The sequence below is a fragment of the Sphingomonas sp. genome (genome assembly GCF_017304615.1).
Classification (GTDB): Bacteria; Pseudomonadota; Alphaproteobacteria; order Sphingomonadales; family Sphingomonadaceae; genus Sphingomonas.
In genome coordinates this window covers 793,880-811,898 of record NZ_JAFKLZ010000001.1, presented here as the reverse complement: position 1 = coordinate 811,898, position 18,019 = coordinate 793,880, and the positions used below count along the sequence as shown (strand labels likewise).

Here is an 18,019-nt window from a genome sequence, read left to right as displayed (position 1 = left end):
GAATTGGCACGGTAGCTGCAAATGTCTGAGCAACGCCGATCGAGGCGCAACGAAATTCGATGGAGCTAGACAATGAACAAGGTTTCGAACGGAATGGGTCGCACTGTCGTGGTGCTGGTGAGCACGCTGGTTTGCGGTTCGTCGCTGATGATGGCGGCGCTCGGCCCCGGCCTCGCCCAGGCCCAGACTGCCCAGGTCGCCGCCGCCCCACGGGCGTGACGGCCACTGCCGGGGCGGGTTCCCCCCTTGCTACCCGCCCCGGCACCCCAATCGAGTAAAGCGTAAATTCCGAGGAGTTTCATCAACATGGGCATTTTTTCGCGAACCCGCGACATTATCGCCGCCAACTTCACCGACTTGCTCGACAAGGCGGAGGACCCGGCGAAGATGATCCGCATGATCATCCTGGAGATGGAGGAGACGTTGGTCGAGGTTCGCGCCTCCGCCGCTCGCACCATCGCCGACCAGAAGGAAATGCGACGTCACATCAGCAAGCTCGCCCAGCTCGAGGAAAGCTGGACCGAGAAAGCCGAACTGGCGCTGTCGAAGGATCGCGAGGACCTTGCCAAGGCGGCCCTGGTCGAGCGCCAGAAGGCGACCGACATGATCGCCGAGCTGACCAGCCAGGTCACCGTGCTCGACGATGCGCTGCGCGCGTCGGAAGAGGACATCAACAAGCTGCAGAAGAAGCTGAGCGAGGCGCGCAACCGCCAGTCGTCGATCGCGACGCGGCTGGAAACCGCCAACAACCGCTTCAAGCTGCGCGAGGTCTATTCGGCCAGCCGCACGCAGGACGCCTTCTCACGCTTCGACATTCTCGAACGCCACGTCGACCTTGCCGAGGGTCGTGCCGAGGCCGCCGGCCTGGGTGCCGCACCCAAGACGCTCGAGGAAGAGATGGCGGAGCTGAAGGCCGCCGAGAAGGTCGATGCCGAGCTCGAAGCGCTCAAGGCGCGCATGAAGAAGGGATCGTAAGATGGAAGACGTTTTCGTCCCGATCTTCGTGGTCGGCATCCTGTTCATCGGGCTGCCCTGGCTGATCTTCCACTACGTCACGAAGTGGAAGCAGGCGCCCAAGATCACCAACGAGGACGAGAAGCTGCTCGACGAGCTCTACTCGCTCGCTCGCCGCCTCGAAGATCGCGTGTCCACGGTCGAGCGCATCGTCGCCATCGACCACCCGGATTGGAAGTCGAGCATGCCGCTCGCCGCCGACCCGGTCGACTACAACCCCACCCGGAGGAACTGAGATGTCCGCCAGCCGCACCAAATTCTACACCGACAAGCCCAACGGAAAAGTCCTTGGGGTATGCGCCGGGATCGCCGACTATACCGGCATCGACGTGACGATGGTTCGCGTCGGCACCGTGGTCCTGGCGCTGATCACGTCGGGCTGGGTCATCCCCGCCTACTTCATCACGGCCTGGGTCGCACCGTGCAAGCCGACCGGCCTGTACTCCGACGCGGAGGACGAGAAGTTTTGGCAGGGCGTGCGGACCAACCCGTCGCGTTCCACGGCGGAAGTCCGCTCCAAGTTCCGCGACCTCGACCGCCGGCTCGCCGACATCGAGACGCTCTACACCAGCCGCAACAATCGGCTGGCCGACGAAATCGACAGCCTGCGCTGAGCGCCGCTGAACAGGAAAAGGGAAGACGATGGACCCCACGCCTTATTTCATCATGGGTTCGCTGTTCGGTGTCGGCACGACGCTCGCGATCCAGTGGTTCGCCAACCGCAAGGTCCGGAAAGCGCTGAGCACCGTGCAGATCGCCGCCGCCCCGTCGGACGAGATGCTGCTCCAGCAGCGCGAAACCGCCGAAATGCGCCGCCGCCTGATCGTGCTGGAAAAGATCGTCACCGATCAGCCCCAGCGCCTGGCCCACGAAATCGACGGCCTGCGCTGAGCGCCGCCGGGAATCAGGGAGACTGAAAGTGGATCACGGACAAATCTTCGTCCTGGCGATCATCGGAATGGGCATCTTCGGCGGGATCATCAAGATGTCGATCCGGGCCAAGCACGGCTATCCGCTGGAAGACCGCAGCCACCGGCGCAACCGCCTGCACGGCGGCGACAACGGCGGTGACATCGAGGCGCAGCGCAAGATCGAACTGCTGTCGAACGAGAATGAGAAACTGGTCGGCCAGATCGGCCGGCTCGAGGAACGGCTGCGGGTGCTCGAACGGATCGCGACCGATCCCGCCGAACGCGTCAGCCGCGAAATCGAAGACCTGCGCAGCCGCGACTGAGAAAGGATTTGGTCAATGAGCCCTCTTATCATTCCGGTCCTGGGCATTAGCTGCGGCTTGCTCGCGATCCTCGGCGGCGTCTTCGTCAAGCCCTGGTTCGCCTACCGCCAGCGCCAGCTCGAGCTCCAGGCCGACAAGGTCGCCGAAAAGGCCGCGCAATACGCCGCGCAGACCGAACGGCTCGAACAACGGATGCGGGTTCTGGAACGCATCGTCACCGATCGCGGCATCGACGTCGCGGAAGAAATCGAAAAGCTGCGCGACGAACCCGCGCCGCTGAACTGAGGAACAGACAATGGGTGTGCTTATCTTTACCGTCATCATCGCGATCCCCACCGGCATCGCGGTCTGGCTGACCGAACGGGTCGATCGCCCCCGCCGCCGCGCCATGCGCGAGGCCCAGATCCATCCCGCCGAATAACGGACAGAGCTTTTTCAGGGAGCCTCCCCATGAACCCCTTCGAAATGGTCATCGCGATCGTCGCCATCGTCACCATCGGCGGCATCATCCGTGCCAGGATGGGCGTCGGTCGCGACAACCAGGGTAACGAGTTCAGCCTGCACAACGACGCCACCGCGGCAGAGAACCGCCAGCTTCGCGAGGACATTCGCGTGCTCAAGGATCGCGTCGCGGTGCTCGAACGCGTGATCACCGACACCAACACCAGCAGCAACCTCGACCGCGAGATCGAGAAGCTGCGCAACGCCGACCGCTGACGCGGCCGCCCCCTTCACATGGAGACGTCTGTCATGACCGACCCCAATTTGTATCTGACGATGGCCGGCGCCAGTCTTGCCGGGCTCGGCATGGTCTGCACGGCCGCGCTTGCCGGCTGGCGTGGCTGGCTGGCGCTCAAGGAACGCGAACTGAGCGCGTTCGGCGAGCATGCCCAGGCCGATGGCCCGACCCTGCCCAACGCCAGTGCGCGGATCGAGATCGCGGACCTGAAGGAACGCATCCGCAAGCTGGAGGCGATCGCGTCGGGGGTGGACCTTTAACCTTCACTCCCGTCACCCCGGACTTGATCCGGGGTCCCGCTTTTTGGCTGACAAGAAGAGGCGGGATGCCGGATCAAGTCCGGCATGACGGTTGGATTGAGGAGGCACCGCGCTATAGGCACCGCATGCCCAGCCCACCTACCACCTTGGCCGACCTGCAAGACGAATATGAATTTCTCGACGCCGACGACCGTTACCGATTGCTGATCGATCTCGGCCGCGGCCTCGAGGACATGCCGGAACCGCTCAAGACCGACGCCACTTTGGTTCGCGGCTGTTCAGCGTCTGTATGGGTCTACCCCACCGTTCGAGAAGACGGCACGCTCCACTTCCTCGCCGACAGCAACGCCGCGATCACCAAGGGCATCATCGCATTGGTGCTGACCGTGGTGCAGGACCGGTCGCCCGACGAGATCATGGCGACGGACATCGAAGGCGCGCTCGCGCCGTTCGACCTCAGGAATCAGCTAAGCTCGAACCGGACGCTGGGTATTCCCAACATGATCGCGCTGATCCGCGCGACGGCGCAGCGCTATTCATCGAAGTGACACGCTCGTTTCGTTGACGGCATGGCCGGCGCGACGGCATGCTCGCGGCATCGAATCAGGGGACGAATGATGAAGTATCGGGTTGCGACTTCATTCCTGCTGCTGGCCGGGGTCGCTTCTGCCAGTCACGCTCAACGCGTCGATCCCCGGGCCGCAGGCGCACGACTGGACGGCGCTATCGTCGCCGGGCGGGCGCAGGCCTTTGGGATCGCCGGCCCCCGTACCGTGACACGGTCATCCACCTCGGCCTGCACCACGCATCTGGTCGCTGGTAAGGAAAGCTGGGACATCGACTGGAAGACGGCGACGATCGACGACGAGAGTTCGGCGACCGATCTCGACATCACGATGGGACGGCCGGATGCGGTGTTCGCGCTCAGCTTCGGCGACCGCACGCAACTGCGCGCCGCACGGTTGGCCGCCAAGCAACTCGCCGCCGCCTGCGCCAAATAATCGAGGACAGTCGGCGCTATCAGGAGACGGGTTGCCAGTCGAACGTCAGCGGCGCCTCGCGGAAGGCGAAGCGATCCAGGTGGCGGGCGACGGCGCCTTTCAGGCCTTCCAGTTGCCCCGCGACGCTCGCGTCGATCCGCACGTCGAGCGCATCCGCGCCCGCGTCGAACGTCACCAGCGCATCGCCCGGCCAGTCCGCCCCACGAGCGTCCTTCGGGAAGACGACGGTGCCGTGGTCCGGCGTTAATTCAACGGTCAGGTTGTGCTGCCAGTGCTTGCAGAGCTGCTGGAGGTATTTGCTGGCGCTCGCGGTCGGCACGCGCGCGGTCGAGGAAATCGTCATGGGAGCTTTCCGGTGAAATGCCGGCGGCTGGAATGCCCAGCCGCCGGCGAAGGATCTGGAGACGGGTGATCCCGCTCACACTGTTTACAGCCGCTCGATCTTCTGCGCGGCCTCGTCGATCAGGGCGACGATCTCATGGAGCGTCGCGTCGTCGACATCGCCCGAGCGCAGCCGGTTGACCAGCACTTCGCGAAGGTTGCCCATCGCGCGGCGCACCGAACTTGAATCGGTCCGCTGCCGCTCCTCACCCAACGCGGTCAGGCGGGCGAACAGCGTGTCGACCAATTCCTTGTTGGCCTCCAGTTCGGCGGTGCCGGCGTCGGTGATCGCGAACGCCTTTTTCGCGCCCTCGCTCTGCTGCTGTTCGATGAAGCCCATGTCGTCGAGCATGGTGATGGTCGGATAGACGACGCCGGGGCTCGGAGCATAAGCGCCGCCGGTCAGGTTCTCGATCTCGCGGATCAGGTCGTAACCGTGGCGCGGTTCGTCGGCGATCAGCTTGAGCAGCACGAGCCGCAGCTCGCCGCCGTCGAACATCCGGCGCGCACGGCCCTCGCCGCGTCCGCTACTACGCTCACCGCGACCGCCCCAATGGCGGCCATGATGACCCCAGCCGCCGCGCATCGCCTCGCGCATGCCGGGATGGCAGCCATGGCGCCCCCGGTTTTCAAAATAATAGAACATTCGTGGAAATCCTTTCTATATCACGATGGCTCTAAGATATATCTCATTTCGATTGCGTCAAGATATATCTTTGAAGAATGTCGCGGTGTACTGTGTTGGGTGGGATTCGGTGGCGGCAGCGCCTATCTTCCCCCGTATGGCCGACCTCTTCGCCGGTTTCGAACCCGAAGCCGCTCCCGACACGATCCACGCGAACGCGCCGCTCGCGGACAAACTGCGGCCGCAACAGCTGTCGGACGTCGTCGGCCAGGAACATCTGACCGGCCCCGACGGCGCGATCGGGCGGATGGTCGCCGCGGGGCGGCTGTCGTCGATGATCCTGTGGGGGCCGCCCGGCACCGGCAAGACGACAATCGCGCGATTGCTCGCCGACGCGGTGGGCCTGCGCTTCGTCGCGATCAGCGCGGTGTTCTCCGGCGTCGCCGATCTCAAGAAAGCGTTCGCCGAGGCGCGGGAGCATGCCCGGATCGGCAAGCGCACGTTGCTGTTCGTGGACGAGATCCACCGCTTCAACCGCGCGCAGCAGGACGGTTTCCTGCCCTATGTCGAGGACGGCACCGTCACTTTGGTCGGCGCGACGACCGAGAATCCCAGCTTCGAACTCAACGCCGCCGTGCTGAGCCGCGCGCAGGTTCTGATACTGCACCGCCTCGACCACGCAGCGCTCACCAAGTTGCTCGACCGCGCCGAGGAATTGGAGGGGCGTCCCCTCCCCCTCAACCCGGAAGCCCGCGACGCGATGGTGGCGAGCGCCGATGGCGATGGCCGCTTCCTGCTCAACCAGGCCGAGACGCTGTTTTCTGTCGACCTGCCCGAACCGCTCGACCCGGCGGGACTCGGCCAATTCCTCCAGCGCCGAGTTGCGGTGTACGACAAGGATCGCGAAGGGCATTACAACCTCATCTCCGCGCTCCATAAATCGGTGCGCGGCAGCGACCCACAGGCGGCGCTCTATTACCTCGCGCGGATGCTGACCGCGGGCGAGGAACCGCTCTACGTGCTGCGCCGGCTGGTGCGGATGGCGATCGAGGACATTGGCCTCGCCGATCCCAACGCGCTGGTCCAGTGCATCGCGGCCAAGGACACGTACGACTTCCTCGGCTCGCCCGAAGGCGAACTCGCGCTGGTGCAGGCGTGCCTCTACCTCGCGACCGCGCCCAAATCGGTATCGAGCTACAAGGCGATGGGCGCGGCGTGGAAATCGGCGCGCGAGACCGGATCGCTGATGCCACCGCAGAATATCCTCAACGCGCCAACGAAGCTGATGAAGGATATCGGCTACGGCAAGGGATACAATTACGATCCCGACACCGCGCATGGCTTTTCGGGCGACAATTACTGGCCCGAGGAAATGGCGCCGCAGACCTTCTATACGCCGACCGATCGTGGGTTCGAGAAGCGGATACGGGAGCGGTTGGACTATTGGGACAGCTTGAGAAAGCGCGATGGCTGACTCGCTCGATAGTTGGGATCAGGTCGTGGCGTTCGCGCTGACGCTGCCCGACACGTATATGGAAAGTTTCTACGGCGACCTCGCGCCCAAGGTGAACAAGAAGGCGTTCGTGTCGCCCGGCCGCGAGGCCGACAGCTTCCACGTTCCCAGCCCGCACCACGAAAAGGAAGTGCTGATCGAAACCGGCCCCGACACGTTCTGGCAGACGCCGCATTATGAGGGCTGGCCCGGCTTGCTGGTCCGGTACGGCGCACCCGATCCGGAACGCGTGCGGACGGTGATCATGCGCGCCTGGTGGGACAAGGCGTCAAAGGCGCAGCGGGCGGCGTTTGGCGAGCGCCCCTGACCATTTCACCCGCTTCGCTGCGATCGACTGGTCGGGCGCGAAGGGCAAGCGGCACAAGGGGATCGCGCTCGCGGTGTGCACGACGGGCCAGGCCGCGCCGGTGCTGGTCGATCCGCCGGGCGGCGTATGGTCGCGCACCGCGATCCTTGCCTGGCTGCTTGCGCATCGCGCCGAGCCGATGCTGGTCGGGTTCGACATGAGTTTCAGTGCACCGTTCCTCGAGCGCGGCGCGTATCTCCCCGGCGAAAGCACGCAGGCCGACGCGAAATCCTTCTGGGCCTATGTCGATGCGAACAGCCCGGACGATGATCTGGGTGCGGCCTCGTTCCTCGACAGCCGGCGCGGCACGCATTTCTATCTGGGCGCGGCGGACGGCGCGAAAGCGAGTTTCCTGCACTTCCGCCGGGTGGAGGCGATCCATAACGACGCGGGGTTCGGCAAGGCGACCACCGTCTACGACGCGATCGGCGCGGCGCAGGTGGCGAAGGCAAGCTTCGCCGGGATGCGCCTGCTCCACCATCTCGACGGGCGGGTGGCGGTGTGGCCGTTCGATCCTGCGCCAGCGTCGGGCATGGCCATCATCGAAATCTACACCGCGATCGCAGCGCGCGCGGCGGGACTGCGCAAGGGCCTGAGCAAGCTGCGCACTCCGGAATCGCTCGATGGGGCGCTGGCGGCATTGGGATCGAAACCGCACGCGCCGCTCGCGCGCTACGACGACCACTCGACCGATGCGATACTGGCCGCCGCCTGGCTGCGCGCCAATGTCGGGCGGCCCGAATTGTGGACGCCCGCGCGATTGACGCCGGAGATCGCCCGAACCGAAGGCTGGACGTTTGGCGTCGCCTGACTTGTGGATGGTGCCGGTTGCAGGAATCGAACCCGCGACCTTCGGTTTACAAAACCGCTGCTCTACCAGCTGAGCTAAACCGGCACGGCGGCTCCCATGCGGCATGCGGCACGGAAGGTCCAGTACCGCGCTACCGGTCCCGCCAATAATCGAACACGACCTGCTGCTTTTCGCGCACCAGCTTTATCGCGCGCGGGCCGGTCCACGGGCCGTCATAGCCCAGCACGAACGCTCGCGCCCCGCCCCACCAGCCCTGCCCCGGCAATCCATCCGATTCGCGCACCACGAGCACCGCCAGTTCCGGTTCGCCCGCCGCGATCGCCGCCTCGTCGATCGTATCGAGCGTCCTGCACACCGCGCGCATCTTCGGCCGGGTGAAGCGATGGCCCAGCTCGCCGAGCAGTTCCGAATAGCTTATCGCCCTTCCTTCGCGTGCCGCCGCGATGAGAAGGCCACGCACGCGGGCGATGTCGGCGATCGATGAGTCGGTCATTGCCGCCCATCAATAGACCGCCTAGGTGAAACCCGCACCATTGCGGGGGCGTTACGCTGGCTCAATGATCAAGGTCGCGAGCTATAACATCCGCAAGGGGATCGGCACCGACCGTATCCGCAGCCCCGACCGCATCCTTCAGGTGCTCAAGGAAATCGACGCCGACGTCATTGCGCTGCAGGAGGCGGATCGCCGGTTCGGGCGGCGCGCGGCGATCCTGGCGCCGCATCACCTGGAGGATCATTCGCCGTGGAAGGCGGTGCCGTTCGGCCATCGCGAGCATTCGGCGGGGTGGCACGGCAACGTGTTGCTGGTGCGCAAAGGCTCTCAGATCGTCGATTGCGAGGCGATCCATTTGCCGACGCTCGAACCGCGCGGCGCGGTGATGGCGGACCTTAGAGTCAATGGCGAGCACCTGCGGATCGTCGGCATGCATCTCGACCTGTCGGGCCTGATGCGGCGGCGTCAGGCGGACGCGATCATCGCCCATCTCGACACCAGCACGGAAAAGCTGCCGACGGTGCTGATGGGCGACCTCAACGAATGGACGCGGCATTCCGGGTGCCTCAAGGATTTCGGGAAACACTATACGATCGCGACGACCGGCCCGAGCTTTCACGCGCGGCGGCCGGTCGGGCGGCTCGACCGGATCATGGTCTCGCCCGACCTGCGCATCGCCGAGTGCGGCGTCCACCATACGCCCGCGTCGCGCACCGCCTCCGACCATTTGCCCATCTGGGCTCGGATCGAAACGGCATGAGGCGCGAGAAGGAAATCCGTATGGCGCTGGTCTGCTACGGCGGGATCAGCCTGGCGGTGTATATGCACGGCATCACCAAGGAAATCTGGCGGCTGGCGCGGGCGTCCCGCGCCTTCCATGCCGAGACGCCGCCCGCGATCCATCCGGCGGAGCGCGTCTATTACGACTTGCTCGCGGAGATCGCCCAGGAGACCGACCTCAGGCTGCGGGTATTGCCGGACATCATCGCGGGGGCGAGCGCGGGCGGGATCAACGGCGTGTTCCTGAGCCAGGCGATCGCGACCGGCCAGAGCCTGGAGCCGCTGACCCAACTGTGGCTCGATTCCGCGGACATAGAGGCGCTGATCGATCCCGATCAGGCGCCGCGCCACGTCTGGACCAAGCGCTGGGCGCTGCCGATCGCGTGGATGGCGCAGAAGCGCGGCGCGGCGCAGCTCAACGAACTGGTCGAGGCGGAGGCGCGAGCCGAGGTGCAGACCAAGCTGTCGCATTTCGTCCGGTCGCGCTGGTTCGAGCCGCCGTTCGGGGGCGAGCGGTTCGTCAACCTGATCCTCGACGCGCTGGAGGCGATGCACGCGGCGGGTGGCGACGGGCGGCTGTTGCCGGGCGGACAGCCGCTCGACCTGTTCGTCACCGTTACCGATTTTCGCGGGCATCCCGAACGGCTCGCACTCCATTCGCCCGCCGAAGTGGTGGAGACCGAACACCGCCTGATCATTCCGTTCAGCGACCATGGCACCGGCGCGTTCGCCGACCCCGCCGAACTGGCGTTCGCGGCGCGCGCGACCTCAAGCTTTCCCGGCGCGTTCCCGCCCTTTTCGGTCGGCGAGCTTGATCGCGTGCTCGACAGGCGGAGCCTTGCCTGGCCGGGCCGCTCGGACTTCCTCGAACGCGCGCTGCCGCGCCAGTCGGCGGTCAATGCGGCGGAGGGCGCGGTGCTGATCGACGGGTCGGTGCTGGTCAACGCGCCGTTCCGCCCGGCGATGGACGCGCTGCGCGAACGCCCCGCCAAGCGCGAGGTCGATCGCCGCTTCGTCTATATCGACCCCTCGCCCGGCGCGAGTTTCCAGTTCGGCGCGACCAGGGCGACGACGCCCGGCTTTTTCCAGACCATCATCGGTGCGATTTCCGAAATCCCACGCCAGCAGCCGATCCGCGACAATCTGGAGGCGATTCGCGAGCGCAGCGAACGCATTGACCGGATGCGCGCCATCACGCGGTCGATCCGGCCCGAGGTCGAGGGGCAAATCGAATCGCTATTCGGCCTCACGCTGTTCCTCGATTCGCCGACGCCCGCCCGGCTCGCCGCCTGGCGGACCAAGGCGCAGAACGCCGCGGCGGCGCGGTCGGGCTTCGGGTACGCCGCCTATGGCCATCTGAAGGTCGCGGGTGTCGTCGACTTGATCGCCAACCTGCTCCATTCGGTCGGCGGCGAGCTGGCGCCCGAACGACTTGGCCGCATCCGCCACGCCGTCGAGGACGCGGTGCAGGCGATGGACGGCGGCCTGACCTTTTCCGGCAAGGCGAGCCCGTCGGCGATCCTGTTCCTGCGATCGTTCGATCTCGGCTTCCGCATTCGCCGGTTGCGGCTCGTCGTGCGGCGGCTGGCCGAACTCGAGGACGAATTGAGCGAAGCCGAGCTCGCCGCCGCGCGCGAGGCGATCTACGACGCGCTGGCCGGCTATCTGGAGGCCAAGCGCACCGACGCGCATGCCGGGCTGCGACGCATGGTCCGGTCGATGCAGTCCGACGCGCAGCCGGTGCTCGACGCTCTCGCCGAGTCGCTCAACTTGCGCGGGCTGGACGACGCGACCGACATCAAGATGGCGGCGGCGTTCGACGGGATGAGCAAGAACGTGAAGCGCCCGCTGTTGCTCGCCTATCTCGGCTTCCCGTTCTTCGATGTCGCGACCCTGCCGTTGCTTCAAGGCGAAGGGCTGGACGAATTCGACCCGATCAAGGTCGACCGCATCTCGCCGGAGGATGCCGGATCGATCCGCCAGGGCGGCGCGGCTGCGACGCTGAAAGGCATTCAGTTCAACGATTTCGGCGCCTTCTTCAGCCGCGCCTATCGCGAGAACGACTATCTGTGGGGCCGCCTCCACGGCGCGGAGCGGATGATCGACATCGTCGTTTCCGCGCTCCCGCCGCGCAGCCGAATGAAGCCGGGACGCGTCGCCGCGATCAAGCGCCAGGCATTCCACGCGATTCTCGACGAGGAAGAGGCACGGCTCGGCGCAGTGCCCGGTCTGATCGACGCGCTCAGGAAGGAAGTGGGCTGAGGCTGGCCAACCTCGCCAATCCCCGCTAGCCTCCCCTTCATGCAATTCCTCAAGATCCTGCTGTGGGTTCTGCTGGCGTTCGTCGCAGCGATCTTCACCTTCGGCAACTGGACGTGGGTCACGATCAATCTGTGGGGTGGGCTGGTCGCGGAGGCGAACCTGCCGTTCCTGATGCTGCTGACCTTTCTCGCCGGGTGGCTGCCGACCTGGCTCTATTACCGCACGCAGCGCTGGCGGCTGGCGCAGCGGCTTAACACCGCAGAGCGCGTTATCGCCGAGCTAAAGCCCGCGCCGGTCGTCATCGCCGGAGACCCCGCGCCGCCGCCGGTCCCCATGCCCGCCTCTCCCGCCGGGTCGACGCCCGCCCAGTCGACGCTGCCGCTCGCGCCATGAGCAGCCGCATCTACGTCGCGCTCGACACGCCCGACCTCGACCGGGCGAAGGCGATCGCCAACCGCGTCCGCCACCATGTCGGCGGAATCAAGCTCGGCCTCGAATTCTTCATGGCGAACGGCCGGCACGGCGTGCAGGAAATGCACGACCTCGGCCTGCCGATCTTCCTCGACCTCAAGCTGCACGACATTCCCAACACCGTCGGCAAGGCGGTGCAGGCGCTGCGCGGACTCGACCCGGCGGTGCTGACCGTCCACGGCGCGGGCGGCCGCGCTATGCTGGAGGACGCAAAGGCCGCCGCCCCGCTCGGCACCAAGGTGGTTGCGGTGACGATGCTGACCAGCCTCGACGAGAACGATCTGCGCACAACCGGCATAGAGGGCAGCGCGCACGACCAGGTGCTGCGGCTGACCGACCTCGCGATGGACGCCGGGCTCGACGGCATCGTCTGTTCGGGCGACGAGGTCAGGGCGGCGCACAAGCATTGGCCAAAGGGGTTCTTCGTCGTCCCCGGCGTGCGGCCGGCGAATGGCGCGATCGGCGACCAGAAACGAGTCGTTACCCCGCGCGCCGCGCTCGATGCGGGCGCGTCGATCCTGGTGGTGGGGCGGCCGATCACCGGCGCGGAAGACCCCGACCTCGCCGCTCGGGAAATCGGCGCGACGCTATGAAGCGACGCTTGGGTATCGCATGGCTTGCGCTGCCTGTCCCAATCTATGTCGCCCTCCGCCTCTGGGTGTTTGTCATGCCGGAGCTAAAGCACTCGATGCTTGGTATGTTGTTCATAATCATTGTCGGAGTTTGGCTAAGTTTGATCGCTGCGCTGCTGATTTCCCTGGGCGTCAATAAGATCATCTCGACGTTATACACATCGGTCGATCGCAAGCGCTAAAATCATTGCGGGCACAGCGCCGCGAGTGACAATGTCGCCAAGCCTCGCCAAAGAGACGCCATGTCCCGCGTCACCGCCAAGATTTGCGGCCTCAGCACGCCCGAAACGCTCGACGCCGCGATTGCGGGCGGGGCGAGCCATGTCGGCTTCATGTTCTACCCGCGCTCCCCCCGCGCGGTGTCGTTCGACGCGGTGCGCGGTCTGGCTGCCCGCGTGCCGGGGCGTGTCGGCAAGGTTGGCGTTTTCGTGGACCCTGATGACGCGCTGGTCGATCAGGCTATCGCGAGCGGTACGCTCGATGCGATTCAGCTGCACAAGGTGACGCCCGACCGTGCCGCCGCGCTCAGGCAACGCACCCGCCTGGAGGTCTGGGTTGCGGTCGCGGTCAAGACGCGCGCCGATCTCGATACCGCCGCCAACTACCGGCAAGCGGCCGATAAAATCCTGTATGACGCCAAGACGCCGGTGGGGGCGCTCCCCGGCGGGATGGGCGTGCGGTTCGACTGGGGACTGGTCGACGGGTTCCGGCATCCCCTGCCCTGGGCACTGTCAGGGGGGCTGAGCGCGGACAATGTCGGCGAAGCGGCGCGGCGCACCGGCGCGACGCTGGTCGACGTTTCGTCCGGGGTGGAGACCGCGCCCGGCGTCAAGGATGTGGACAAGATCGCCGCGTTCCTTCAAGCGGTGGCGCAATGCTGACCCTGTGCACCCCCGCGGCTCGATGGCGCTGATCGCTTTTTTCCAAGCGATCCGTTCCCTCATATCTGCGAGCAATCCATGACCACCAGCACGTTGCCCAATTCCCTGCGTAACCAGCCCGACGAGCGCGGGCATTTCGGTCAGTTCGGCGGGCGCTATGTCGCCGAGACGCTGATGCCGCTGATCCTTGACCTCGAGCGCGAATATCGCGCGGCAAAGGCGGACCCGGCGTTTGCGGCCGAGTTCGAGGATTTGCTCGAACATTACGTAGGCCGCCCCAGCCCTCTCTATTTCGCCGAGCGCCTGACGGCCGCGGTCCGCGCGGGCTGCGAACCGGGCAAGGGCGCGCAAATCTGGTTCAAGCGCGACGAACTCAATCATACCGGCGCGCACAAGATCAACAATTGCATCGGCCAGATCCTGCTCGCGCGGCGGATGGGCAAGACCCGGATCATCGCCGAGACCGGGGCGGGCCAGCACGGCGTCGCCACCGCGACCGTGTGCGCGCGGTTCGGGTTGCCGTGCGTGATCTATATGGGTGCAAAGGACGTCGAGCGGCAGGCGCCGAACGTGTTCCGGATGAAACTGCTCGGCGCCGAGGTCGTTCCGGTCACCAGCGGTGCGAACACGCTGAAGGACGCGATGAACGAGGCGCTGCGCGACTGGGTCGCGAACGTCCACGACACCTTCTACATCATCGGCACCGCGGCGGGTCCTCATCCCTACCCCGAACTCGTGCGCGACTTTCAGAGCGTGATCGGCCGCGAGGCGCGCGAACAAATGCTCAACCGGACCGGGCGCCTGCCTGACCTGCTGGTCGCGGCGATCGGCGGCGGGTCCAACGCGATCGGCCTGTTCCACCCGTTTCTTGACGACCCTGACGTGAAGATGCTGGGCGTCGAGGCGGCGGGCGAAGGGCTCGACGCCAAGCACGCCGCAAGCCTGGCGGGCGGATTCCCCGGTATCCTGCACGGCAACAAGACCTATCTGTTGCAGGACGAGGACGGCCAGATCGCCGAGGCGCATTCGATCTCGGCGGGGCTCGATTATCCGGGGATCGGGCCCGAGCATTCGTGGCTGAAGGAGATCGGGCGGGTCGAATATACATCCGCGACCGACGAGGACGCCCTCAGCGCGTTCCAGTTGCTATGCAAGACCGAGGGCATCATCCCCGCGCTAGAGCCTTCCCACGCTATCGCAGCCGTGACTCGCAAAGCACGGGAAATGGACGAGAACCAGATTATCCTCGCCAATCTGTGTGGCCGCGGCGACAAGGACATCTTCACCGTCGCCGAAGCGTTGGGGGTTGCGATATGATCAATATCCGCAACCTGCTGACAGGTATCGCCGTCGGCGCGGTCGTTGCTTTGCTAGTGCGCGAAATCAACCAGTTCGGGCTCGACTTTGCCCAGTGGAGCTTGCGTGCGCCGCGCGTTGTGGAAGCACTGGTGAGCGGCGCGTTGATCGGCGCAATGTCACAACTGGTCGGTCAATCGCGAGGTCGCCGATGACGAGGCTCTCGACCGCCTTCGGTAAAGGGAATCCTGCCCTCGTCACGTTCGTGACCGGTGGCGATGGCCCGACCACCGCGATCCTCGATTCGCTCGTCGAAGGCGGCGCGGACGTGATCGAGCTCGGCATGCCGTTCACCGATCCGATGGCCGATGGCCCTGCGATCCAGGCCGCGAACTTGCGCAGCCTCGCCGCCGGCACGACGACCGCCGACATCCTCGCGATCGCGACGGCCTTTCGCCAGCGTCACCCCGACGTGCCGATTGTGCTGATGGGCTATGCCAACCCGATGACGCGGCGTGGGAGCGACTGGTTCGCCGATCGCTGCAAGGAGGCGGGCGTCGACGGGGTGATCTGCGTCGACATCCCGCCCGAGGAGGACGATTCGCTCGGCCGCGCATTGCGGGGTTCCGGGATCGACCTGATCCGCCTTGCCACCCCCACCACCGACGCCGCGCGCCTGCCGCAAGTGCTGAATGGCGCGAGCGGGTTCCTCTACTACGTCTCGGTCGCGGGGATCACCGGCAAGCAACAAGCGGCGCAGGCCTCGATCGAGGACGCCGTCGCACGCCTGAAGGCTGCGACCGACCTGCCCGTCGCGGTCGGCTTCGGCATCCGCACGCCGGATCAGGCCGCCGCCATCGCGCGTGTGGCGGACGGCGTCGTGGTCGGCTCCGCGATCGTCGAGCTGGTCGGCCAGCATGGCGAGGATGCGCCGCGCCACGTCCGCGACTATATAGCAACCCTGTCGAGCGCCGTCCGCGCCGCAAGGAAGGAACCTGTATGAGCTGGCTGTCCAGCGTCCGCAACGCGCTCTCCTACGTCATGCCGAAGAAGGAGACCCCCGATAACCTCTGGCATAAGTGCAAGGGGTGCGGGCAGATGGTGTTCACGCGCGAGTTGGAGGACAATCTTAGCGTCTGCCCGAATTGCGGGCACCACGAACGGATCGGCTCGGCGCAGCGGTTCGCGCAGATTTTCGACGAGGGCAGCTATGAGCAACTCGCGGCACCGCGCGTGCCCGAGGATCCGCTCAAGTTCCGCGACCAGAAGAAATATGTCGAGCGAATCAAGGCGGCACGCGCCGCGACGGGCGAGAACGACGCGCTGATCAACGCGGTCGGCACGATCGACGGCCGCAAGGCAGTGGTCGGCGTGCAGGACTTCGCGTTCATGGGCGGGTCGATGGGTCTCGCGGTCGGCGAAGCGTTCGTACGCGGCGTCGAGGCGGCGATCGAACGCGGCGCTCCCTACATCATCTTCACCGCGGCGGGCGGGGCACGCATGCAGGAGGGCATTCTTAGCCTGATGCAGATGCCGCGCGCGACCGTGGCCATCGAGATGCTTCACGACGCGGGCCTGCCCTATATCGTCGTGCTGACCGACCCCACCACCGGCGGGGTCACCGCGAGCTATGCGATGCTCGGCGACGTCCAGATCGCCGAGCCGGGCGCGCTGATCGGGTTCGCGGGGCAACGCGTGATCGAACAGACGATCCGCGAGAAACTGCCCGAAGGATTCCAGCGCGCTGAGTATCTTCTCGATCACGGCATGCTCGACATGGTCGTCGAACGGGCCGAGCTGAAGACGACGCTGGCGAACATCATCGGTTATCTTTGCGAACGGCGGAAAGCGGCATAGCTGCCGCCCATGGCTGACCACGCCCGTTCCACCGACCCCGCCGTCCAGGCGCAGCTCGACCGGCTGTGGGCGCTATCGCCCGGCGCGGACATTCTGGGGCTGGAGCGGATCACCGCCCTGCTCGCGCGGATCGGCGACCCGCATCTGCGCCTGCCGCCCGTCCTCCATGTCGCGGGGACCAACGGCAAGGGATCGACCTGCGCGTTCCTGCGCGCCGCGATCGAAGCGGCGGGTTATGCGACGCATGTCTATTCGAGCCCGCATCTGGTACGGTTCAACGAGCGCATCCGGCTGGCCGGGCGGCTGGTCGAGGATGCCGAACTCGCGCCGCTGCTGGCGGAGGTGCTCGACGCCGGGGGCGACATCGGGGCGAGCTTCTTTGAGGTGACGACGGCCGCGGCGTTCCTGGCGTTTTCGCGTACCCCCGCCGACGCCTGCATCGTCGAGGTCGGGCTGGGCGGTCGGCTCGACGCGACCAACGTGATCGCCGACCCGATCGTCACCGGCATCGCGCAGCTCGGGATCGACCATGAGCGCTTCCTGGGCAGCGACATCGAAGGGATCGCCGCGGAAAAAGCCGGAATCGCCAAGCCACACGTGCCGCTGGTGACGATGCGCTATCCGGCGAAGGTCGAGGCGCGGATCGCGGCGGTCGCCCGGGCAGCCGGCGCGCCGATCGCGGCCGAGGGCGGGCACTGGTTCTGGGCGGCGGAGGCCGACCACGTCACCTATCGCGACGCCGCGGACAAGGTAACGACACCGCTGCCCCGGCTGGCCGGACCGCACCAGCCCGGCAATCTCGCGCTCGCCATCGCGATGTTGCGTCACCAGCAAGCACTGACGATCCCGCCTGAAGCTTACGCCGCGGCGGCCCAGCGCGCGACCTGGCCGGCGCGGATGCAGCGGCTGGGCGACGGCCCGCTGACCCGCTTGCTGCCCGAAGGGAGCGAGGTCTGGCTGGATGGCGGGCATAATCCGGCGGCGGGCGAAGCCATCGCCGCCGCTCTCCGCGCACTCCACCCCGGCGAAGGCCGGGGTCCAGTTACGACGCAGCCCGAGACTGGACCCCGGCCCTCGCCGGGGTGGCGATTGGTGGTGGGGATGCTGTCGAACAAGGATCCGCGCGGCTTCCTTGAGCGTGTCGCCCCTTTTGCCGACCGGCTGATCGCGGTGCCGGTGCCCGATCATGAACATCATTCGGCCGCCGATCTCGCCGCGATCGCCGCCACGCTCGGTATCCAGAGCGGCACCGCAACCGACGTGCCGACCGCACTACGCGACCTGGCGAACGACGCCCCGGCCCGCGTGCTGATCCTCGGCTCACTCTATCTCGCCGGTGAGGTGCTCGCCGCCAACGACGAACTACCAGAATGACGCATTATTGCGATTGACTATCAATAGCGAGTTTTGGAGGATGGCGATC

The 18,019-nt window shown here is 66.1% G+C and carries 29 protein-coding genes and 1 tRNA gene; 26 read left to right on the top strand and 4 right to left on the bottom strand.

Going from position 1 to position 18,019, the window contains the following annotated elements; genetic code table 11:
- Positions 1 to 72: 72 nt before the first annotated feature.
- The 12 genes from J0J06_RS04080 to J0J06_RS04025 all read left to right on the top strand — a co-directional run bounded on the left by J0J06_RS04080 (position 73) and on the right by J0J06_RS04025 (position 4,248).
- Positions 73 to 219, top strand: a complete 147-nt coding sequence (locus tag J0J06_RS04080; protein WP_294040067.1) for a hypothetical protein — start codon at positions 73 to 75, stop codon at positions 217 to 219.
- Between the two features lie 87 nt (positions 220 to 306).
- Complete coding sequence (gene pspA / locus J0J06_RS04075; RefSeq protein ID WP_294040066.1) at positions 307 to 975, top strand: phage shock protein PspA; 669 nt, start codon at positions 307 to 309, stop codon at positions 973 to 975.
- Position 976: 1 nt separating this feature from the next.
- Positions 977 to 1,249 (top strand): envelope stress response membrane protein PspB, encoded by a 273-nt coding sequence (pspB, locus tag J0J06_RS04070; protein ID WP_294040065.1) that lies wholly within the window; start codon positions 977 to 979, stop codon positions 1,247 to 1,249.
- A 1-nt stretch (position 1,250) separates the two neighbouring features.
- Positions 1,251 to 1,628 (top strand): envelope stress response membrane protein PspC, encoded by a 378-nt coding sequence (gene pspC / locus J0J06_RS04065; RefSeq protein ID WP_294040064.1) that lies wholly within the window; start codon positions 1,251 to 1,253, stop codon positions 1,626 to 1,628.
- Positions 1,629 to 1,656: 28 nt separating this feature from the next.
- Complete coding sequence (locus tag J0J06_RS04060) at positions 1,657 to 1,905, top strand: hypothetical protein (RefSeq protein WP_294040063.1); 249 nt, start codon at positions 1,657 to 1,659, stop codon at positions 1,903 to 1,905.
- 67 nt (positions 1,906 to 1,972) lie between these two features.
- Positions 1,973 to 2,248, top strand: coding sequence for a hypothetical protein (locus J0J06_RS04055; RefSeq protein WP_294040826.1), 276 nt, complete (start codon positions 1,973 to 1,975; stop codon positions 2,246 to 2,248).
- A 15-nt stretch (positions 2,249 to 2,263) separates the two neighbouring features.
- On the top strand, positions 2,264 to 2,533 hold the full coding sequence (locus tag J0J06_RS04050) for a hypothetical protein (protein WP_294040062.1): 270 nt from the start codon (positions 2,264 to 2,266) through the stop codon (positions 2,531 to 2,533).
- A gap of 10 nt (positions 2,534 to 2,543) precedes the next feature.
- Positions 2,544 to 2,669: a hypothetical protein gene (locus J0J06_RS04045; RefSeq protein WP_294040061.1), complete on the top strand. Its 126-nt coding sequence runs from the start codon at positions 2,544 to 2,546 to the stop codon at positions 2,667 to 2,669.
- A gap of 29 nt (positions 2,670 to 2,698) precedes the next feature.
- A complete protein-coding gene (locus J0J06_RS04040) occupies positions 2,699 to 2,965 on the top strand; it encodes a hypothetical protein (RefSeq protein WP_294040060.1) in 267 nt (88 codons plus the stop codon).
- A gap of 33 nt (positions 2,966 to 2,998) precedes the next feature.
- Complete coding sequence (locus J0J06_RS04035) at positions 2,999 to 3,247, top strand: hypothetical protein (RefSeq protein ID WP_294040059.1); 249 nt, start codon at positions 2,999 to 3,001, stop codon at positions 3,245 to 3,247.
- A gap of 125 nt (positions 3,248 to 3,372) precedes the next feature.
- Positions 3,373 to 3,795 (top strand): SufE family protein, encoded by a 423-nt coding sequence (locus J0J06_RS04030; RefSeq protein ID WP_294040058.1) that lies wholly within the window; start codon positions 3,373 to 3,375, stop codon positions 3,793 to 3,795.
- Between the two features lie 66 nt (positions 3,796 to 3,861).
- Positions 3,862 to 4,248: a hypothetical protein gene (locus J0J06_RS04025; RefSeq protein WP_294040057.1), complete on the top strand. Its 387-nt coding sequence runs from the start codon at positions 3,862 to 3,864 to the stop codon at positions 4,246 to 4,248.
- Positions 4,249 to 4,267: 19 nt separating this feature from the next.
- Here J0J06_RS04025 and J0J06_RS04020 read toward each other — a convergent pair whose 3' ends face one another.
- Together J0J06_RS04020 and J0J06_RS04015 are read right to left on the bottom strand one after the other, a co-directional pair.
- The gene (locus tag J0J06_RS04020) at positions 4,268 to 4,591 is read right to left on the bottom strand and encodes a DUF2218 domain-containing protein (RefSeq protein ID WP_294040056.1); all 324 of its coding nucleotides are present in this window, start codon (positions 4,589 to 4,591) and stop codon (positions 4,268 to 4,270) included.
- 84 nt (positions 4,592 to 4,675) lie between these two features.
- The gene (locus J0J06_RS04015; RefSeq protein ID WP_294040825.1) at positions 4,676 to 5,215 is read right to left on the bottom strand and encodes a PadR family transcriptional regulator; all 540 of its coding nucleotides are present in this window, start codon (positions 5,213 to 5,215) and stop codon (positions 4,676 to 4,678) included.
- A 196-nt stretch (positions 5,216 to 5,411) separates the two neighbouring features.
- Between J0J06_RS04015 and J0J06_RS04010 the strand changes: the two genes are divergently transcribed.
- The 3 genes from J0J06_RS04010 to J0J06_RS04000 are packed head-to-tail and all read left to right on the top strand — an operon-like array spanning position 5,412 to position 7,924.
- Positions 5,412 to 6,728: a replication-associated recombination protein A gene (locus J0J06_RS04010; RefSeq protein WP_294040055.1), complete on the top strand. Its 1,317-nt coding sequence runs from the start codon at positions 5,412 to 5,414 to the stop codon at positions 6,726 to 6,728.
- Positions 6,721 to 7,074, top strand: coding sequence for a hypothetical protein (locus J0J06_RS04005; protein WP_294040054.1), 354 nt, complete (start codon positions 6,721 to 6,723; stop codon positions 7,072 to 7,074). The genes J0J06_RS04010 and J0J06_RS04005 overlap by 8 nt, the downstream gene beginning before the upstream one ends.
- Positions 7,058 to 7,924 carry a hypothetical protein gene (locus tag J0J06_RS04000; protein WP_294040053.1) on the top strand — a complete coding sequence of 289 codons (867 nt, stop codon included), beginning with the start codon at positions 7,058 to 7,060 and terminating at the stop codon, positions 7,922 to 7,924. Before J0J06_RS04005 ends, J0J06_RS04000 begins: the two co-directional genes overlap by 17 nt.
- Before the next feature lie 8 nt (positions 7,925 to 7,932).
- Here J0J06_RS04000 and J0J06_RS03995 read toward each other — a convergent pair.
- Both J0J06_RS03995 and J0J06_RS03990 read right to left on the bottom strand, forming a co-directional pair.
- A tRNA-Thr gene (locus J0J06_RS03995) sits at positions 7,933 to 8,008 on the bottom strand.
- Between the two features lie 46 nt (positions 8,009 to 8,054).
- Positions 8,055 to 8,417, bottom strand: a complete 363-nt coding sequence (locus J0J06_RS03990) for a ribose-phosphate pyrophosphokinase (RefSeq protein WP_294040052.1) — start codon at positions 8,415 to 8,417, stop codon at positions 8,055 to 8,057.
- Between the two features lie 64 nt (positions 8,418 to 8,481).
- On the opposite strand from J0J06_RS03990, the gene J0J06_RS03985 reads away from it, so the two are divergent.
- The 11 genes from J0J06_RS03985 to J0J06_RS03935 all read left to right on the top strand — a co-directional run bounded on the left by J0J06_RS03985 (position 8,482) and on the right by J0J06_RS03935 (position 17,970).
- Positions 8,482 to 9,177, top strand: a complete 696-nt coding sequence (locus tag J0J06_RS03985; RefSeq protein ID WP_294040051.1) for an endonuclease/exonuclease/phosphatase family protein — start codon at positions 8,482 to 8,484, stop codon at positions 9,175 to 9,177.
- Complete coding sequence (locus tag J0J06_RS03980) at positions 9,174 to 11,459, top strand: patatin-like protein (protein ID WP_294040050.1); 2,286 nt, start codon at positions 9,174 to 9,176, stop codon at positions 11,457 to 11,459. Before J0J06_RS03985 ends, J0J06_RS03980 begins: the two co-directional genes overlap by 4 nt.
- Before the next feature lie 39 nt (positions 11,460 to 11,498).
- Entirely contained in the window at positions 11,499 to 11,852 is a 354-nt protein-coding gene (locus tag J0J06_RS03975; RefSeq protein WP_294040049.1) for a hypothetical protein, read from the top strand.
- The gene (gene pyrF / locus J0J06_RS03970) at positions 11,849 to 12,523 is read left to right on the top strand and encodes an orotidine-5'-phosphate decarboxylase (RefSeq protein WP_294040048.1); all 675 of its coding nucleotides are present in this window, start codon (positions 11,849 to 11,851) and stop codon (positions 12,521 to 12,523) included. Before J0J06_RS03975 ends, pyrF begins: the two co-directional genes overlap by 4 nt.
- Positions 12,520 to 12,744 carry a hypothetical protein gene (locus J0J06_RS03965; protein WP_294040047.1) on the top strand — a complete coding sequence of 75 codons (225 nt, stop codon included), beginning with the start codon at positions 12,520 to 12,522 and terminating at the stop codon, positions 12,742 to 12,744. The genes pyrF and J0J06_RS03965 overlap by 4 nt, the downstream gene beginning before the upstream one ends.
- A 60-nt stretch (positions 12,745 to 12,804) precedes the next feature.
- Positions 12,805 to 13,443, top strand: coding sequence for a phosphoribosylanthranilate isomerase (locus J0J06_RS03960; RefSeq protein ID WP_294040046.1), 639 nt, complete (start codon positions 12,805 to 12,807; stop codon positions 13,441 to 13,443).
- A 78-nt stretch (positions 13,444 to 13,521) separates the two neighbouring features.
- Positions 13,522 to 14,760, top strand: a complete 1,239-nt coding sequence (gene trpB, locus J0J06_RS03955; protein ID WP_294040045.1) for a tryptophan synthase subunit beta — start codon at positions 13,522 to 13,524, stop codon at positions 14,758 to 14,760.
- The gene (locus J0J06_RS03950; protein ID WP_294040044.1) at positions 14,757 to 14,954 is read left to right on the top strand and encodes a hypothetical protein; all 198 of its coding nucleotides are present in this window, start codon (positions 14,757 to 14,759) and stop codon (positions 14,952 to 14,954) included. Before trpB ends, J0J06_RS03950 begins: the two co-directional genes overlap by 4 nt.
- A complete protein-coding gene (gene trpA, locus J0J06_RS03945; RefSeq protein WP_294040043.1) occupies positions 14,951 to 15,742 on the top strand; it encodes a tryptophan synthase subunit alpha in 792 nt (263 codons plus the stop codon). The genes J0J06_RS03950 and trpA overlap by 4 nt, the downstream gene beginning before the upstream one ends.
- Positions 15,739 to 16,596, top strand: coding sequence for an acetyl-CoA carboxylase, carboxyltransferase subunit beta (gene accD / locus J0J06_RS03940; protein WP_294040042.1), 858 nt, complete (start codon positions 15,739 to 15,741; stop codon positions 16,594 to 16,596). The genes trpA and accD overlap by 4 nt, the downstream gene beginning before the upstream one ends.
- A gap of 9 nt (positions 16,597 to 16,605) precedes the next feature.
- Positions 16,606 to 17,970, top strand: coding sequence for a folylpolyglutamate synthase/dihydrofolate synthase family protein (locus J0J06_RS03935; RefSeq protein WP_294040041.1), 1,365 nt, complete (start codon positions 16,606 to 16,608; stop codon positions 17,968 to 17,970).
- The last annotated feature ends 49 nt before the right edge of the window (positions 17,971 to 18,019 follow it).

What these genes read in the sequence shown, in the direction of transcription:
- J0J06_RS03975 (WP_294040049.1), top strand. Translation starts at nt 11,499, where the DNA reads ATGCAATTCCTCAAGATCCTGCTGTGGGTTCTGCTGGCGTTCGTCGCA.
- J0J06_RS04015 (WP_294040825.1), bottom strand. Translation starts at nt 5,215, where the DNA reads ATGCGCGGCGGCTGGGGTCATCATGGCCGCCATTGGGGCGGTCGCGGT.
- trpA (WP_294040043.1), top strand. Translation starts at nt 14,951, where the DNA reads ATGACGAGGCTCTCGACCGCCTTCGGTAAAGGGAATCCTGCCCTCGTC.
- J0J06_RS04005 (WP_294040054.1), top strand. Translation starts at nt 6,721, where the DNA reads ATGGCTGACTCGCTCGATAGTTGGGATCAGGTCGTGGCGTTCGCGCTG.
- J0J06_RS04055 (WP_294040826.1), top strand. Translation starts at nt 1,973, where the DNA reads ATGGGCATCTTCGGCGGGATCATCAAGATGTCGATCCGGGCCAAGCAC.
- J0J06_RS04045 (WP_294040061.1), top strand. Translation starts at nt 2,544, where the DNA reads ATGGGTGTGCTTATCTTTACCGTCATCATCGCGATCCCCACCGGCATC.
- J0J06_RS04035 (WP_294040059.1), top strand. Translation starts at nt 2,999, where the DNA reads ATGACCGACCCCAATTTGTATCTGACGATGGCCGGCGCCAGTCTTGCC.
- trpB (WP_294040045.1), top strand. Translation starts at nt 13,522, where the DNA reads ATGACCACCAGCACGTTGCCCAATTCCCTGCGTAACCAGCCCGACGAG.
- J0J06_RS03980 (WP_294040050.1), top strand. Translation starts at nt 9,174, where the DNA reads ATGAGGCGCGAGAAGGAAATCCGTATGGCGCTGGTCTGCTACGGCGGG.
- J0J06_RS04030 (WP_294040058.1), top strand. Translation starts at nt 3,373, where the DNA reads ATGCCCAGCCCACCTACCACCTTGGCCGACCTGCAAGACGAATATGAA.
- pspC (WP_294040064.1), top strand. Translation starts at nt 1,251, where the DNA reads ATGTCCGCCAGCCGCACCAAATTCTACACCGACAAGCCCAACGGAAAA.
- J0J06_RS03950 (WP_294040044.1), top strand. Translation starts at nt 14,757, where the DNA reads ATGATCAATATCCGCAACCTGCTGACAGGTATCGCCGTCGGCGCGGTC.
- J0J06_RS04050 (WP_294040062.1), top strand. Translation starts at nt 2,264, where the DNA reads ATGAGCCCTCTTATCATTCCGGTCCTGGGCATTAGCTGCGGCTTGCTC.
- J0J06_RS03960 (WP_294040046.1), top strand. Translation starts at nt 12,805, where the DNA reads ATGTCCCGCGTCACCGCCAAGATTTGCGGCCTCAGCACGCCCGAAACG.
- J0J06_RS04020 (WP_294040056.1), bottom strand. Translation starts at nt 4,591, where the DNA reads ATGACGATTTCCTCGACCGCGCGCGTGCCGACCGCGAGCGCCAGCAAA.
- J0J06_RS04025 (WP_294040057.1), top strand. Translation starts at nt 3,862, where the DNA reads ATGATGAAGTATCGGGTTGCGACTTCATTCCTGCTGCTGGCCGGGGTC.
- J0J06_RS03965 (WP_294040047.1), top strand. Translation starts at nt 12,520, where the DNA reads ATGAAGCGACGCTTGGGTATCGCATGGCTTGCGCTGCCTGTCCCAATC.
- J0J06_RS03935 (WP_294040041.1), top strand. Translation starts at nt 16,606, where the DNA reads ATGGCTGACCACGCCCGTTCCACCGACCCCGCCGTCCAGGCGCAGCTC.
- accD (WP_294040042.1), top strand. Translation starts at nt 15,739, where the DNA reads ATGAGCTGGCTGTCCAGCGTCCGCAACGCGCTCTCCTACGTCATGCCG.
- J0J06_RS03985 (WP_294040051.1), top strand. Translation starts at nt 8,482, where the DNA reads ATGATCAAGGTCGCGAGCTATAACATCCGCAAGGGGATCGGCACCGAC.
- J0J06_RS04080 (WP_294040067.1), top strand. Translation starts at nt 73, where the DNA reads ATGAACAAGGTTTCGAACGGAATGGGTCGCACTGTCGTGGTGCTGGTG.
- J0J06_RS03990 (WP_294040052.1), bottom strand. Translation starts at nt 8,417, where the DNA reads ATGACCGACTCATCGATCGCCGACATCGCCCGCGTGCGTGGCCTTCTC.
- J0J06_RS04040 (WP_294040060.1), top strand. Translation starts at nt 2,699, where the DNA reads ATGAACCCCTTCGAAATGGTCATCGCGATCGTCGCCATCGTCACCATC.
- pspA (WP_294040066.1), top strand. Translation starts at nt 307, where the DNA reads ATGGGCATTTTTTCGCGAACCCGCGACATTATCGCCGCCAACTTCACC.
- pyrF (WP_294040048.1), top strand. Translation starts at nt 11,849, where the DNA reads ATGAGCAGCCGCATCTACGTCGCGCTCGACACGCCCGACCTCGACCGG.
- J0J06_RS04060 (WP_294040063.1), top strand. Translation starts at nt 1,657, where the DNA reads ATGGACCCCACGCCTTATTTCATCATGGGTTCGCTGTTCGGTGTCGGC.
- J0J06_RS04010 (WP_294040055.1), top strand. Translation starts at nt 5,412, where the DNA reads ATGGCCGACCTCTTCGCCGGTTTCGAACCCGAAGCCGCTCCCGACACG.
- pspB (WP_294040065.1), top strand. Translation starts at nt 977, where the DNA reads ATGGAAGACGTTTTCGTCCCGATCTTCGTGGTCGGCATCCTGTTCATC.